At 57.9% G+C, this 14,600-nt stretch carries 13 protein-coding genes; 8 read left to right on the forward strand and 5 right to left on the reverse strand.

The window, feature by feature from the left end; translation table 11 throughout:
• Positions 1-118: 118 nt before the first annotated feature.
• Complete coding sequence (traA, locus tag FHT84_RS08265; protein WP_183761748.1) at positions 119-4,720, reverse strand: Ti-type conjugative transfer relaxase TraA; 4,602 nt, start codon at positions 4,718-4,720, stop codon at positions 119-121.
• Between the two features lie 191 nt (positions 4,721-4,911).
• Between traA and FHT84_RS08270 the strand changes: the two genes are divergently transcribed.
• Positions 4,912-5,136, forward strand: a complete 225-nt coding sequence (locus FHT84_RS08270; protein ID WP_183761609.1) for a TraC family protein — start codon at positions 4,912-4,914, stop codon at positions 5,134-5,136.
• Positions 5,137-5,185: 49 nt separating this feature from the next.
• Positions 5,186-5,413, forward strand: a complete 228-nt coding sequence (locus FHT84_RS08275; RefSeq protein WP_183761752.1) for a conjugal transfer protein TraD — start codon at positions 5,186-5,188, stop codon at positions 5,411-5,413.
• 168 nt (positions 5,414-5,581) lie between these two features.
• Here FHT84_RS08275 and FHT84_RS08280 read toward each other — a convergent pair whose 3' ends face one another.
• Positions 5,582-5,770: a hypothetical protein gene (locus FHT84_RS08280; protein ID WP_112341640.1), complete on the reverse strand. Its 189-nt coding sequence runs from the start codon at positions 5,768-5,770 to the stop codon at positions 5,582-5,584.
• Between the two features lie 261 nt (positions 5,771-6,031).
• Here FHT84_RS08280 and FHT84_RS08285 point away from each other — a divergent pair, with 261 nt between their 5' ends.
• A complete protein-coding gene (locus FHT84_RS08285; RefSeq protein WP_183761626.1) occupies positions 6,032-7,318 on the forward strand; it encodes a nucleotide sugar dehydrogenase in 1,287 nt (428 codons plus the stop codon).
• 15 nt (positions 7,319-7,333) lie between these two features.
• On the opposite strand, the gene FHT84_RS08290 is transcribed toward FHT84_RS08285, so the two are convergent.
• Positions 7,334-8,269 carry an SDR family oxidoreductase gene (locus FHT84_RS08290; protein ID WP_183761629.1) on the reverse strand — a complete coding sequence of 312 codons (936 nt, stop codon included), beginning with the start codon at positions 8,267-8,269 and terminating at the stop codon, positions 7,334-7,336.
• A 186-nt stretch (positions 8,270-8,455) separates the two neighbouring features.
• On the opposite strand from FHT84_RS08290, the gene FHT84_RS08295 reads away from it, so the two are divergent.
• Positions 8,456-9,031 (forward strand): sugar transferase, encoded by a 576-nt coding sequence (locus FHT84_RS08295; protein WP_183761632.1) that lies wholly within the window; start codon positions 8,456-8,458, stop codon positions 9,029-9,031.
• A 133-nt stretch (positions 9,032-9,164) separates the two neighbouring features.
• Positions 9,165-10,574: an O-antigen ligase family protein gene (locus tag FHT84_RS08300; RefSeq protein ID WP_183761635.1), complete on the forward strand. Its 1,410-nt coding sequence runs from the start codon at positions 9,165-9,167 to the stop codon at positions 10,572-10,574.
• A gap of 195 nt (positions 10,575-10,769) precedes the next feature.
• Here the strand turns inward: FHT84_RS08300 and FHT84_RS08305 are convergent, their stop codons facing one another.
• Complete coding sequence (locus FHT84_RS08305) at positions 10,770-10,949, reverse strand: hypothetical protein (protein WP_183761785.1); 180 nt, start codon at positions 10,947-10,949, stop codon at positions 10,770-10,772.
• Positions 10,950-11,270: 321 nt separating this feature from the next.
• Here FHT84_RS08305 and FHT84_RS08310 point away from each other — a divergent pair, with 321 nt between their 5' ends.
• The 3 genes from FHT84_RS08310 (at position 11,271) to FHT84_RS08320 (ending at position 13,211) form a co-directional block, all read left to right on the forward strand.
• Positions 11,271-11,465 (forward strand): hypothetical protein, encoded by a 195-nt coding sequence (locus tag FHT84_RS08310; RefSeq protein ID WP_183761638.1) that lies wholly within the window; start codon positions 11,271-11,273, stop codon positions 11,463-11,465.
• Between the two features lie 139 nt (positions 11,466-11,604).
• Positions 11,605-12,405, forward strand: a complete 801-nt coding sequence (locus FHT84_RS08315) for a type IV toxin-antitoxin system AbiEi family antitoxin (RefSeq protein ID WP_183761641.1) — start codon at positions 11,605-11,607, stop codon at positions 12,403-12,405.
• A complete protein-coding gene (locus FHT84_RS08320; protein ID WP_183761645.1) occupies positions 12,402-13,211 on the forward strand; it encodes a nucleotidyl transferase AbiEii/AbiGii toxin family protein in 810 nt (269 codons plus the stop codon). Before FHT84_RS08315 ends, FHT84_RS08320 begins: the two co-directional genes overlap by 4 nt.
• Before the next feature lie 392 nt (positions 13,212-13,603).
• Here FHT84_RS08320 and virB11 read toward each other — a convergent pair whose 3' ends face one another.
• A complete protein-coding gene (gene virB11, locus FHT84_RS08325) occupies positions 13,604-14,593 on the reverse strand; it encodes a P-type DNA transfer ATPase VirB11 (protein WP_183761647.1) in 990 nt (329 codons plus the stop codon).
• Between the last annotated feature and the right edge of the window lie 7 nt (positions 14,594-14,600).

A 14,600-nucleotide genomic window follows, 5' to 3' on the forward strand; every position in this document is an offset into this window, starting at 1 on the left:
AGATATTTGCGCGCTCACAGAGCGAAACATCGCCATGCAACGCCGATCAGACCGCGCAGGCATGCCGGCGGACCCCGATATGAGCCTGTCGTTCTCCCTTTAAAATCTCTGGACCGTCTCAGCGATCAACACCACGGGCACGGTTAATCGTTCGACGTTGGCGCTCAGCGATAATCTCTTCTGCCCTATCTATAGCGACGGCACGCTGGATCGTGCGCAATTGCCCAAGGATGGCTTTGAAGACCGTTTGCTGAGACTTCGAGACCATGTTGGCAACATCGGTCTCGTTGCGCAAAATTGCACCCGGCCCGAAGCGAGCATCAAGTGCCTTGCTGACAAGAGAAAATTCGTGTCGCACATCTGGTGACAACGACCGGACCAATCGTGCCAGCTCGCGCGGGTTCTTCTCCGTCGCGGACGTGATGTGCCGCAACTCTGTCTGGGCAGTTCTCGTCAACGCTGGAATAGGTATGGCCATCTGTCCGCGCTCTATCATGACCGCCGATTTTTCGTTTTCAAAAGCGCTCAAGTAATATCGACCAAGAGAGCGTATATTAGCACCAACTGCCTCAATCGCCTGCAGAGCTTCCCTGCGCTCGCGACCACCGGCGAGCAGCCTATCCATCGCCCTGCCGCTACCGCGCATAGGGCCATAGGCCGTTGGTTCTGTGGCAACAGCACGTGCAATGCGCTCAGGGTCTATCTGCTTGCGCACCAGATCTTCGATCATCGTCACGGCAGCCGCGGGGTCGCGCCAGATCACGGACCCAGTCACAGCGAGTGCAGCTCTCAACTGTTTGTAATGCTCAGTCTCGGTCACGCGCATCCGCGCCTCCTCATCGAGGCTTGCCTTAAATTTCGTAACCGACGGCAACATCGCAGGTATGGTGTTGAGGTCGTCGGGGTTGGCCGGGGCAACGGTCCTGAGCCTATCCGGTTGCTCGGCGAGCTGCTGCTCGGCGGCAAAGCGTTTGACAGCAGTAAATATTGCGATCAACTCGCTCCGCTTCTCCTTGTCAATCGTTTCCGGTATGCCCATCGCGGTATCGCGATCTGCGAATTGATCAGTCTTTTCCGTGAAGGCATCCCGTCCGAATCGGCGGTTCAAGGCTTCACTCACCGCCTTGATTTCCTGAACAACGGAACGATCCTCCGCGGTAATACGAAATGCTGTGTGGTATGCCTCCTGCCCACCCTGCTGTCGGATTGCTTCCAACTCAGCGAGTCGCCCTCTTGCTCTGTCGGAAAGGCCTGGCACCGTGACCTCCATGAACAACCGACGCCTTCGTTCGCGATCGTCGAACCGATCCGCCTGCTTGCGAAACTCAGTTGCGTGCGCCCGTGCAAGAACCACCAGTTCGGATACCGCAGCCAAGGCGTCAGCCCTCGTAGCTCGATCATCCCGGCCAGCGATCAGCGTGTTGCTGCCCCGCAACGCACCTAGGCTTTGCGGAGAGCGTGACAGCCGGTTCGCCATGATGCCTGGATCCAGCGCGAGGTTCGATGACTGTTCGTTCAGACGGGAAAGCGCTTTATCTGGCTCACGATAGATTCGCTCAAGCACCGGACGCAGGAGCGCTTCTCGTTCCTTCCATTGAGGAGATGCGAGTTGGGCGAGGCGCGCATCTTCGGCGATCGATCGGGTAAGAGATTTCACAGCGGGCAATAGACTGGAAGTATCTGCGACCGAAGCGGGCAACGCGTCTTTGTCGTCTGTCGCGTGAATAGCAGTATTTCGCCCCGGAGTTTCGATTGTGGCCCCGAAGGGCACGTTCGACCGTTGCCAGAGCTGCGCTACATAATCACGTTGTATCGCAAGCCAATTGGATAGACGCTCGACCTGTGCCTCGACGGCGTGACCATAATCCGCGATCGTGTCGATGCCGCGCCGCCTTGCGAAATCGAAAGCCACGGATCGATAAGACGCCTCATTCTCGAAATCGAGCGTTGTCGTCTTTTCGCCGGGGCGTGACAGCCGTTCGACTAGTTGCGCAAAGAGCGTCGGTCGGTGATTGTCTGCGGCAAGTTGCTCCATCCGAGCCTCGGCCTTATCAACTGGATAGGTCGTCCAAATATTGCGTTCGACAACGCGATCCTCGAAGTGCCTCGCGCCCGTTTTCTCATCAATGACAGGCACTTTAACGGTAACTTTTTCAGTTCCATCCTTACGCACGGTCACTGTATCGCCGACCCTCACGCCGGCCTCCTCAAGCGCCTTAGGCAGACTGACGCCCCAAAGGCGATGCGTGGTTCCATCGTTCGTTCTGACGTCAACATAAGGGGAAGGACCAGCGTCGTCCCGCTCGCGAAACTTCGCAAGCCCAATTTCAACAAGCTCGCCTGTGATGCCAGCGGCATGTTCGACGCGCGCCGGCTTGCCCCATTCGAACTTTGGCTGAAAATCTCCCCTTGCCGCATAAAGATCGGCACGCTCGCGATGACGCGTCATAGCAACATATGTCAGGTGTCGGTCCATCATGCTTGTTGCCAGCACGAAAGCGCGGTCGAAGGTCGATCCTTGGCTCTTGTGAATCGTTGCGGCGTAGCCATGGTCGACATTGCGATAAGTGTCTTCGGAGAACATGACATCCCGACCACTGTCCAACCGAACGAAAAGGAATGGTACCCCGCCTCGACCCGCTGTCGATATGACCGTTCCAAACATGCCGTTCTTGACGTGCTGAACAGTTAAGTGAGGAGCTTTGGGTTCGACGAACCGCGCATTTTCCAGGAAGATGATCCGGTCTCCCTCGCTAAACTCACGTATGCCGCGCTCTGTACGAAACGACCTACTCTCCCCAAGCGCATCCTGTTGCAACATGACCGCACGGATCGCGTCGTTGAGGCGTCTCACATCGCTGTTGGTGTGGGCGAGAACCATCAACTCGTCGCCACGCAACTTACGACCTTCGACCTCCGCCTTGGCAATGGCATCAAGGCGAGCGCTGGCCCAGTCGGAGACGATGCGTTGAACCGCATCATTGCGCGTGTCACTTTCGAGGAGATGGCCATGGGCGCTATAGGCACTCAAAGCTTCCTCAACATTTCCACGGGCCAACAGACGGGACGCCTCTCGCGCCCATTCGTGCCTCTGGCGGCGAACGCCGACCAATTCGGTGAAGCCAATGCGCTCGACGATGGCGCGGAAGGAAGCTCCCGCCTGGATCGGCTGAAGTTGCATCGCGTCGCCGACAAGAACTGCTTTCGCGCCGGCGTCCTCGACGCGTTTGAGAAGACGCGCCATCTGTTCCGACGATACCATGCCAGCTTCGTCTAGAACCAGCACGTCGCCCTTCCGCAGTAGGTCATAGTCGTTTTTCCAGGCAAGCTCCCACGCAGCAATCGTACGCGAACGGATCCCGGAACTGCCATTCAATGCCTCCACCGCCTTGCCGGCGAGCGCTGCTCCGAGGACGCGCCTGCCGTCTCGCTCCCAGGCGATACGTGCCACACTCAGCAGTGTCGATTTGCCAGCGCCGGCAATGCCGACGACTGCGGCAATGCCACTATCGGCTGTGATATGCCGAACCGCATCGACCTGCTCAGCGTCGAGGCGAATGGCCTTGTTTGGCGCTGCCTCAATCTCAACTATCGCAGCATCAACTTGGGATGACGATACCGCGAAGCCACTGATGTTCGAGAGATTGAATGCCGACCGCGCCATGTGGAATTCGGTTCTGATGGTCGCGCGCGTCGTGAAGACTGCCGGCAGCTCGACCCCACCAGTTTCCGCACTCACCTGCTGCGGCCGCAGCATTACCAAATCGTCCGACGCCATCAGTTTCGCGCGGATATTGGCAAAGACGATTGGATCATCAACGTGGCGGTGCAGGGCACGGGCAATCTCGGCTTCATCGAAAGTCGAGCGCTCGTTGCTGAGTTGCCTAAGCAGTAGGCCGGGGTTGGCAGCGAGGCGATCGGCCGTCTCGTAACGCTGCGCCAATGCTGCAGGGGAGAAATAGACATCGGCACCTTTGCGTAGACGCGCCACGCGGGCGGGAGTGAGGTGGCGCTGCGCCATTCCCCGCAACCCCTGCTCCTCATAGGAGCGGCCGTCTATGCGGATATCGTGACCGGCAAGTGCCAGATGGTGCGTTACCGTTTGAGCCCATGCAAGCTTCCATTCCTCCAGCGTTGCCTTGTTGCCTGCCCACGGACGGTAAATGATTGCTCCTTTCGGCCTATCGGGGGTTTTGAGGCGCAGCGGCTCGCCCATATCGTCGACGATAGCGACGTACTTCGGCCCAAACCCTTCCGCGGTCAGTGGACGCAACGTGGTCATAACGTGGACGTGCGGATTTCCCTTCTTGTCGTGATAGACCCAGTCTGCGACCATTCCGCGCGACACGAAGTTTTCGCGAACGAAGTCGCGCACCAGCACGATATTCTCCCTCCTGCTGAGCTCGTTTGGAAGCGCAAGGATAATCTCGCGGGCAAAGCGTGCATCGCGGCGGGTCTCGAAACGATCGACAGCATTCCAGAGCCCTTCACTGGCGCCGGCAACTGATCGGCCGTCGATTAAAATTCGCAACCATGCCGGCGTATCCTCGGGCAGAGCGAGTTCCTCATGGATGAGTTCCTCTGCACTTGCGGAGTAGCGGAACTTAGTCCCCACCTGCTCATCCGTCATCTTGGTACGATGCCGATAGGCGGCAGCCGAGACAACGTTCTGTCCCGCTCCGCGGCTGATCATTTTCGCTCTCAAAAACATGATAGCCATATTTGACTCTATCTTTTCCGGCACATCAGCACCGCGCAGATATTGAGATTCTTGGCGAAAATGCCTCGAAAGAGACCAATTTTCCAAGACGAATTCCGCTTTCCTATATCATTTCAGCTGATTTGACTACTGCATTTAATGCAGTATAAAAGATGCCATCAGACTCGCCCCTGATGAAAGAAAGGACAGATATGCGTGCAAGAACCACGGTCTCCGAGATCGACACACAGATCGAGCTGCTCAGGGAGAAACGCAAGAACATGGTCGCCAAGGCCAATGAACGTTTCGCTAGCGCGGCACGAAGGGCCGGTCTCGCCGAATTGGATATTTCCGACGCCGAGCTCAATGACGCTCTCGCCGAGATCGCAGCGCGATTTCGCGACGGCGAACAAAGGACGACAGGCGAATCCGCTTAAGAGGTTAGATCAGCGGATTATGCTTCTCGAACGAAGGCGGCAACGCGACATGACAAAAGATCGTAAGCGCGAAACGCGCGAAAGGATGATCTTCGGTGGATTGATCATCAAGGCTGGCTTGAGAAAAGCCGATCGCGCATTCCTGCTCGGCGCCCTGATCGAGGCAAGCCGGATTCCGTCAGATACCGCACAATACCGCGAGCTTCGCAAGATTGGTATGGAGGCGTTCCGAGCCGATGCACGCATGACCAATTCGAAAAGCGAGGACCTAGCATGACGATAGAGTGACCACGAGCCTAATGTTTCCAGGGATCCTAATGTTTCCAGGGATATTGTCAGCGGTCGTGACAGGTGAAGACGAAACTGGCAAGAATCGCCCCACGACTTTGCTATTTTGTAAGCGTCAGAATCGATCCGGACAGCTGGAAACCTGCCTCATGCAATCTTACTCGCCGCGCTCGGCCTCGAGAGTGGCAATCTCGTCGGAAATTTCCTCAATGCGTTGCCGGAGCTCCGCCTCGGTACCGTCGTCCACCTCGCCTTCGCCAAAACAATAGCGGGCTATGTGCAGCTCAAGCTTGGCTTCAAGCTGTTCGCGCTGTGTGCGGAGATGTTTGAGATAGCTATTTCGCATTGCGAATACGCTTTCAAAGAAATGAAGTCTCACTCCCAATAAATAGGTTCGAAATCAGAAAGTTTCGATAGACGTCCCATCATCCCACCTGAAACTCTCGTCACGAGATGCCGCAATGCCGCCGATTTGCGCTTGTTGTAAAGCGACCGACCGATCATCACATTCATGCGACTGCGGCTGAAATGTTCCCGAGGGCAAATATTAGGCGCTGACATCAGCTTCAAATTTGGGCTAATTCAGGCGGAGTGTTCGAGGTATATTGTGTTGAACGAAAAAATTGCCGTCATTGGCCTCGGTTATGTTGGCCTGCCTGTCGCGATTGCGCTTGCCGAAAAATTCCATGATGTGGTCGGCTTCGACATCAAGGCCTCCCGCGTCGCTGCGCTGCAGGCCGGCGAGGACGATACCCGGGAGGTTTCTGCCGAGCGGCTCCGGTCGAGCGGACTGCGCGTCAGCAGCGAGATCGAGGATCTTCGCGATCGCGATATCTTCATCGTCGCTGTGCCGACGCCGATCGACCGGAACCGCCAGCCGGATCTGAGGCCGATGATTTCCGCCTCGCGTACGGTCGGCAAGGTTTTGCGCAAAGGTTCGATCGTCGTCTATGAATCGACCGTCTATCCCGGTGTTACCGAAGAGGTCTGCGGCCCGGTGCTGGCGGAAGTTTCCGGGCTGCGCCAGGGCGAGGATTTCCATGTCGGCTATTCGCCGGAACGCATCAATCCCGGTGACAAGGAACACACCTTCGAGCGTATCGTGAAGGTCGTCGCCGGCGATGATGCGCAGACGCTGGAAAGGATCGCCGCAATCTACGGCGCCGTGGTCGAGGCTGGCATTCACCGCGCCCCCAGCATCAAGGTGGCCGAAGCCGCCAAGGTGATCGAGAATACGCAGCGCGACGTCAACATCGCACTGATGAACGAGCTTTCGATCATTTTCGAGAAAATGGATATTCGCACGGCCGACGTGCTGAAGGCGGCGCGGACGAAATGGAATTTCCTACCCTTCACCCCCGGTCTCGTCGGCGGCCACTGCATCGGCGTCGATCCCTATTATCTAACGGCCAAGGCGGAAGAGCTCGGCTATCACCCTGAAGTCATCCTCTCCGGCCGACGCATCAATGACGGCATGGGCGCCTTCATTGCCCAGAAACTCATCAAGATGCTGGTCGCGGCGAAAAAGCCGATCAACGGCGCGCGGATCGGTATATTCGGTCTCACCTTCAAGGAAAACGTGCCCGACCTGCGCAACAGCCGGGTTCCCGACATTATAAGCGAACTGCATCAGTTCGGCCTGGAGCCGCTGGTGCACGATCCGATGGCGAGCGCTTCGGAGGCTGAGGAAGAATACGGCATAAAGCTTAGGGAGTTGCGGGACTTCAGCAAGCTTGATGCCGTCGTGCTTGCCGTTCCCCACAAGTCCTACCTGATAGAAGGGGCAGCCACTATCCTCGATCTCCTGAGCGAAAACGGTGTCGTCGTCGACGTGAAGGCGGCACTCGATCGAGCCAATCCTCTGTTGGAGGGTCATGCGGTCTGGAGCCTGTAAGCCTGAAAGGCCAGCTCAGCGCGCCTTCGTCCTCGCATCGGCGACCGTTGCCGCCAACCCTTCCTCGACCGAGTAAGGCGGCGACCAGCCGGTGACCGACCGCGTCTCGCCGATATCGACCTGAAGCGAACCAAGCAACCGCTGCGCGGCGGCTCGGCGCCCCAGCAACGAGGCAAGTCCCTCGATCAACGAAGGCGGCACCGGCAGCATCCAAGCCTTACGCCCCGCGGCCAGAGATAGTTTGGAGATCAGTTGGCCGATCGAAAGATCGTCGCCATCACTGATCAGGAAGACGCGGTTAGCGACGGACGAATGCGTCGCGCAGAGCAGCATGAAATCGACGAGATTGCCGACATAGACAAGCGACCTGCGGTTTCGAACCGCCCCGAACGGCCAGGGAAACGGCCGCGCAGCCCATTTCATCAAGCTTGCGAAATTCGCCTTGACGCCAGGACCATAGACGAGCGGCGGCCGAATGATGACGACTTCCATGCCCGTTTCCGCTGATATCGCCAGCAAGGCCGCCTCCGCCTCTAGTTTCGAGCGGCCATAGGCATCTTCTGGATGCGGCACGTCCGAGGCCTTGAAGGGCTTACCCACCGACGTCCCTTCGCCGTTGACCTTGATCGAACTCAGGAAAATAAAGCGTTTCACGCCCGCGCCCGCAGCCTGTCGCGCCAGGTTGACCGTTGCATCGACGTTGACGGCACGGAACGCGGCCAGCGGATCGGAAGCGCTCTCGTTCATAACATGGACGCGGGCGGCCAGATGCATCACGGTGTCGATGCCGGCAAGCGCCTCGGACCAGTCTGTCTGGCCATCGATCGACCCCATGGCGGCGAAGCCTGGCCGGGAGTTGCGACTGACCGGCCGATAGTCCATCCGCCGGCGGGAAAGCTCCGCGCACAGAGCCTGTCCGACAAAACCCGTCGCACCCGTCACCAGGATCATCCGCGCACTGCCTCCGCTTTTCGCACCATGATTTGCTGAGACATGCTTTGCACGGGATATCCGCTCGGAACAAGGGAGGGGAATCTTGCCGGGGATGGTTGTGCTTGAAATCGCGATATGAGATGCACGGAGCAACGACGACCTTCATCACCCTTAGAACAAAGGGCGATGCAACGACAAGAGACGATGCTTTATACAATCGCCAAGCGCCTTTTCGATTTTCTCGCCGCTCTAGCCGCGACCATCGTTTTTTTCATTCCGATCCTGATCATCGCACTCGCGGTACGGCTGACCTCGCCCGGTCCGATCCTCTATTGGTCGGATCGGGTGGGCCGGCGAAACCGGATCTTCCGCATGCCGAAATTCCGCAGCATGCGCACCGATACGCCCGCCGTGGCGACTCATCTACTGAAGGACCCGACCATTTATCTGACGCCCATCGGTTCCTTTCTGCGCAAATCGAGCCTCGACGAGCTGCCGCAGCTCTGGTGCATCCTGAGAGGCGAGATGAGCATCGTCGGCCCGCGCCCGGCGCTGTTCAACCAGCACGATCTCGTCGCCCTGCGCACGGAACGCGGTGTCGACGCGCTGCTGCCGGGCTTGACCGGTTGGGCACAGGTCAACGGCCGCGACGAACTGCCGATCCCCGAGAAGGTTGCCTTGGACGAAGACTATCTGCACCGACGCTCCTTTCTTTTCGATCTGAAGATCATTTTCCTGACGGTATTGAAAGTGGTCCGGCGCGACGGAGTTGCTCATTGACAAACAATCGGCGAAATCGGCATCAGTGACATAACGGCGTGGGAAAATTGCCGTATTCCTGCCCCTTTGCGACCATACGGCCCGTCACGGGGCGAGGAATGCCGGATGATGAACCGATTCTGGACGAAGGCGGATGACGACATTGGACGACTCGCGCATCAACAAACCGCTTGCTGACCTTGCAGCCGAACCGATCGGCGTCACGAAGGCAGGAAGCAACATGACGAAACCGCTCGCCATCATCGGCGGCATTCTCTGGCTGCTTGTCACTTCGCCGACCGTCGTCGAGAGCGACGCCTATCGCTATGCCACCGCGCTCCTCTCTCTGATCGCCCTCTACTACTATATGAAGGCGCCCATACGGCCGCGCACCGACTGGATCGGCTGGCTCTGCATGGGCTGGGCCTTCTATGTCATGGCGCGTTTCTTCATCACCTTCTGGCTGACACCGCAGCACGATATCGGCGCCTCGGATTGGCTCTATGCCTTCCCCTTCTTCTTCCCCATTATGGGCGTCGCCTTCCTGCTCTACGAAGAGCTGATGGAAAAGATCATAGCTGCCTATTTCGCCATGGTTCTCATCATGCTTGTGGCAACACAGCACCTGCGCGAAGTCTTCGCCGGCGAAACCATCCGGCCGCTGATCATGAACAACCAGATCCACGGCGCCGTCGCCTGCGGCATGATCGTGATCTTCACCCTCTTCTGGCTGCTGCACTACCTGACGGACAAATCGAGCGACCGCCGGATCGCCCGCTTCGCCTATGTCGTTTCGCCCTTCATCTTCGCGCTCTGTTTCATCGCCATTTACGGCGCCAAATCGAAAGGCGTCTGGCTTGCACTCGGCATCACCCTGCCGCTACTGGCGCTCATTACGCTGACCTACCTACGCCTAAAAAGCGGCGTCATCATCATCATCGCCGTCGCGGCCCTGTTGATCGCCGGGATCTATGGCGTCAGGCACAATCTAGACAAGACGGCTGGCCCGACTGTGTCGGCAGCCCTTTCTATGGTCGAAAATGTGGCCAACGGCCATGAAATGGGGGGCGTGGTCTCGAACGCCATCAGCTCCAGCAATACGCCGGTGTCGATGGATGAACGCCTGCAGCTCTGGTCGAACAGCTGGGAGGTATTTTCCTCCGCACCAATCTTCGGCTGGGGTAACCGGTGGCTCGAACGCTGGGCCGAGACGCGCTACTCGCATGTCCAGTACACGCTGCTGCACAACGGCTATCTGGAAATCCTAGTGCGCTACGGCCTGTTCGGTGCGGCAATCATGGGCTTCATGCTCGCCATCTTCATCCGCGCCGTCTGGCGCGCCCGCAAGGCCGGCATTATTCCGCGCGCCGCATGGCACGCCTACATCGCCTGCCTTTTCTTTTTCTCATTGACGCTCCTCAGCAACTCCAATAACCGCCTGGCGATCGGCGAAAGCCTGGCCTTCGCAAGCTCCGCCTTTGCCTGCTGGTGCCATATGCGGCTGAAGGGGGAATATTTGACGATGGCGAAGGTGGAAAGGAAAGAAGCGGCCGTGAGAGCCTGATCATGATAGTTGCACGACAGCCTCGACAGCAACACAAGGAACCCCATGAGCGAATCTAGGATGGTTTGTCCTTCCGGAGCACTGATTGTGATGTTCGCTGTTTCGAAAGGTGAGTGCGACCGTTAAGTTTCATGTCCTTTTCACCTATTTGCCGATTCCAAAGGTCACAGGTTCGAATCTTGTCGGGTGCGCCATTTACAAACTGGGCACTCCTGCCGGAGTAGCCCCTCCGCCCATCACCAGCCGCTCCAGAACGTCACGCCGTCCGTGGATGCGGATTTCAGCATCGTCGACTTCGACCTGATCGATAACCGAGCGCAGGTATACGCCAAGGAGACGAACAGGGAGGGCGGCAAGCCCTTTCTGTATTCTCATTTCGACTGGCCATTCGAGGTCGTGGAGTAGACCAGCGGCAGCTCGTCCGTCGGCACCGACAGCGTATCTTCGGTGCTCCTCCAGTTGCCGTTTGCTCAATCCATGACGCCATTCCGGCCGGGCGCGCCGCCCGGTCAACGGCCTGCCCGCGCCACCCCGGCATTGCCGGGCCGTGTTGGCCGTATCTGCTTTCAGCAGTGACCGGGCGACTTGTTCGCCCGTCCTTTCTCCTTGGCGTCTTGAGCCAACCGACAACAAAGGAGAAAGTCATGACCGAGACGCTATCTATCCCCCTTAACAAACTCGGCCATTGGGACGGCAATGTCCGCAAGACCGGTTTGTCTGAAGGAATCGAAGAGCTTTGTGCTCTGCGAGGCGAAAGGCACACCCGCCGCACCGGCATGGAGCCGGATGAAGAAAGCCGAGCTGGCGGCACTTGCTGCCCGCGAGGTGGCCGGGACGGGCTGGTTGCCCGAAGTTCTGCGTCCGCTGACTACGATTGAAGGAACGCCCTGATGGGCCGTCTACTGGCTGCGCCGAAAGGCGCAGCCAGTTCATGATCCGTGGCACAGTGGGGGGCGGGCTGAGCTTAGGATGCCCTAATCGAGCGTCAAATTCGTTTGCGAAAGGTATCGAAAAATGATACTTTATGCGGATGAAATCGGAATCACGGATTCATGCCCGGGACTACATAGCGCGCTTGGCAAGCAGCGGGCGCTATCACTTTAGCTCGCGCGATGCTCAGGAGGCCCTGAACGTGTCCGCTGATGCGGCCAAGCTGGCCTTGAACCGTCTAGCCAAGCAGGGGCTCGTGGCATCCCCTGCGCGGGGCTTCTATGTGATCGTCCCCCCAGAATACCAATCACTGGGTTGCCTCCCGGCTGACCAATTCATCCCTGCTCTGATGAAGAAGCTGGGGCAATCCTACTACATGGGGCTTCTCTCTGCCGCCCAATATCACGGAGCGGCTCACCATCGCCCGCAGGAAGCGCAGGTGATGCTGGCCAAGAGTCGCAGGCCGATTGTGGCAGGTGCCGTGCGCGTCGCGTTCATCGTACGAAAACAGATCGCAGAAGTATCGGTCCAGCCATTCAATACGCCGCGCGGGACGGTGCTAGTATCCACGCCGGAAGCCACAGCCGTCGATCTTGTCGGCTATAGCCATCATGTCGGCGGTCTGGACCAAGTGGCGACGGTCCTTGGTGACCTCGCCGAGATGCTCAATCCGGAAAAGCTCGTCCTGGCGGCACAGACAGTACCGACGCCATGGGCGCAGCGGCTGGGCTATCTCCTCGAAAAAGTCAATGCCGTTGAGGAGGCGGCGCCACTGAAATCCTACGTCCATGCGCGCGCACGGCAGACCGTGGCGCTCGCTCCGACGACTTCCCATGAGGGCGCATACCGCGACGACGGTTGGAAGCTGATCGTCAATACCGAAGTGGAGGCCGAGTTTTGATCCCGCGCGACTATATTACTGAATGGCGGTCGAATGCGCCCTGGGTACAGGACATTCAGGTTGAGCAGGATCTCGTTATCAGTCGCGCGCTCGTTGAAATATTTTCGCATCCTGTGCTGACTGAGGCCTTGGCCTTCCGTGGCGGAACGGCCCTATACAAGCTCTATCTCAAACCGGCGGCGAGGTACTCGGAGGATATAGACCTTGTGCAAATGCGCGCAGAGCCAGCCGGACCGGTGATGGACGCTCTGCGCTCGGTGCTTGACCCGTGGCTTGGCGCGCCGCGCTGGAAACAGACGGAGGGGCGTGTGACGTTCGTCTACCGCTTCGCGTCGGAAGACGCACCGCCCATCCCCATGAGGCTCAAGGTCGAGATCAATTCCCGAGAGCATTTTGCGGTCCACGGGTTCAAGCGCGTACCGTTTAGCGTGTCATCGCGCTGGTACGAGGGCAGTTGCGATATCCCAACCTATGACCTTGACGAACTGCTGGGCACGAAGCTGCGCGCCCTATATCAGCGCAAAAAGGGGCGTGACTTGTTCGACCTGGCGGTTGCGCTCGCCCAAGATGGCGTTGATCCAAGCCGCATCCTACAGACCTTCAGCGCCTACATGGAGCACGGCGGCCACAACATCACCCGCGCCCTGTTCGAGCAGAATATGCACGATAAGCGTAACGACCCGCAATTTACAGCGGACATAGGCCCCTTGTTGGCCACCGTCTATTCTTGGGAATTCGATACGGCCACCTCGGCCGTGCAAGATGCTCTGATTCAGCGTCTTCCCGGCGAACCATGGCGCGGTTAGTCCTTCCACTGACAAGCCATCATGCATGCCTTAGTGCGTAACGATCTGATTCATTGGATGATGCCCCTGCCACATAGATGACGGAGTCAATGAAGTAATTCATGTTATCAATTGGCGAGCCTTCGAGATTCGGACGTCTGCTGACGCCATCGAAAAAAGCCATCGGCCTTCAAAGCGCGAGCCTTTACTTGTTCGCCATTTTGGATGTCCAAAAGAAAAGGGTCGCCGAAGTGACCCCTAAAAATTCAGCGTCGAGCTAGTAAGCTGGCGTCAGATGGGCTTGATTGTCGGTAGGACGGCTCACAAATCTGGTTTTCAAAGATTTTCAAAGGCAATGTTCGCCATTTAGGCGAAATCTCACCATCGACATTCGCGCCGAATCCTCCGCTCGATCACGGCTCAAAATAAATCTCGCTTACCCGAAACCGCCCGTCGATCCGCTTGCATTGGACAATGATATCGATCGCGACCTTGAGCAAGCTACGAACATCGCTGCGCTCAAGGTCACGACCTCCCTCCGACTCTTTCACGAGCAACGTCAGTTGCTCAAATGCCAGCGCCGCAGAATCGGCATGCACCGTTGTGATCGATCCAGGGTGTCCTGAATTGACATTGCGGATGTAGTAGAAGGCCGAGCCGTCGCGCAACTCGTGTAGAAGAATGCGATCGGGTCGCATCCTGAGGCACGATTCGAGCAGATCTTTCGCGCTGATTTTCGCTGGTCCCTGTCCTCCTTTCGAGTAGAAAAGCCTGACATGATTGGGCTGCGAGATGACCAGCTCCGGCGTATCTTCGATTGAGATTATCCGCTCATGCTCCGGGATATGCCGGATCAATGCCTTCGACAGGGTGGTCTTGCCCGATCCGGTTGCGCCCGAGATGATAATGTTCTTGCGCGCAAGAACCGCCGCACGCAGAAATGTCGCGTAATTGCCTGCCTTGAGGATCTTATCCAATCTCGCATCGGAGGATTCGCTATGACGGTTCGGCGAGGAGACATTGGAAAATAATTCACCCCTTTCGAGATCATCCAACGTCAGCGTCACCGACGACGGCTTTCTGATCGTGACGCTGACCGTGCCCTTGCTCGTTGCGGGCGGAACAACGATTTGAATCCGCTCTTCATCTGGCAAGGTGGCCGACAGGATTGGCCGGGCCTCGTCAATTGCCTGGTTCGAATAGCTTGCAATGGCCCGAGCCAGGCGCATGAGCTTCTCGAAACTAACGTCCGGCAGCGCATGATGTCGCCATCCCTCCGCTCCCTCGGTCAGGACTTCACCTGGACGGTTAACGACGATCTCATACAGCGACGTGTCCTTCAGGAAGCGAGACAGTGGCAAAAGCAGTTCACGCACCACACGAGCATCTGAAGCTTCCGCCATCTTCCGC

The organism is Rhizobium sp. BK289 (assembly GCF_014193575.1).
GTDB lineage: Bacteria > Pseudomonadota > Alphaproteobacteria > Rhizobiales > Rhizobiaceae > Rhizobium > Rhizobium tropici_C.

What these genes read in the sequence shown, in the direction of transcription:
- virB11 (WP_183761647.1), bottom strand. Translation starts at nt 14,593, where the DNA reads ATGGCGGAAGCTTCAGATGCTCGTGTGGTGCGTGAACTGCTTTTGCCA.
- FHT84_RS08310 (WP_183761638.1), top strand. Translation starts at nt 11,271, where the DNA reads ATGTCCGCAAGACCGGTTTGTCTGAAGGAATCGAAGAGCTTTGTGCTC.
- FHT84_RS08295 (WP_183761632.1), top strand. Translation starts at nt 8,456, where the DNA reads ATGCTTTATACAATCGCCAAGCGCCTTTTCGATTTTCTCGCCGCTCTA.
- FHT84_RS08315 (WP_183761641.1), top strand. Translation starts at nt 11,605, where the DNA reads ATGAAATCGGAATCACGGATTCATGCCCGGGACTACATAGCGCGCTTG.
- FHT84_RS08280 (WP_112341640.1), bottom strand. Translation starts at nt 5,770, where the DNA reads ATGCGAAATAGCTATCTCAAACATCTCCGCACACAGCGCGAACAGCTT.
- FHT84_RS08290 (WP_183761629.1), bottom strand. Translation starts at nt 8,269, where the DNA reads ATGATCCTGGTGACGGGTGCGACGGGTTTTGTCGGACAGGCTCTGTGC.
- FHT84_RS08300 (WP_183761635.1), top strand. Translation starts at nt 9,165, where the DNA reads ATGACGACATTGGACGACTCGCGCATCAACAAACCGCTTGCTGACCTT.
- FHT84_RS08275 (WP_183761752.1), top strand. Translation starts at nt 5,186, where the DNA reads ATGACAAAAGATCGTAAGCGCGAAACGCGCGAAAGGATGATCTTCGGT.
- FHT84_RS08305 (WP_183761785.1), bottom strand. Translation starts at nt 10,949, where the DNA reads ATGAGAATACAGAAAGGGCTTGCCGCCCTCCCTGTTCGTCTCCTTGGC.
- FHT84_RS08270 (WP_183761609.1), top strand. Translation starts at nt 4,912, where the DNA reads ATGCGTGCAAGAACCACGGTCTCCGAGATCGACACACAGATCGAGCTG.
- traA (WP_183761748.1), bottom strand. Translation starts at nt 4,720, where the DNA reads ATGGCTATCATGTTTTTGAGAGCGAAAATGATCAGCCGCGGAGCGGGA.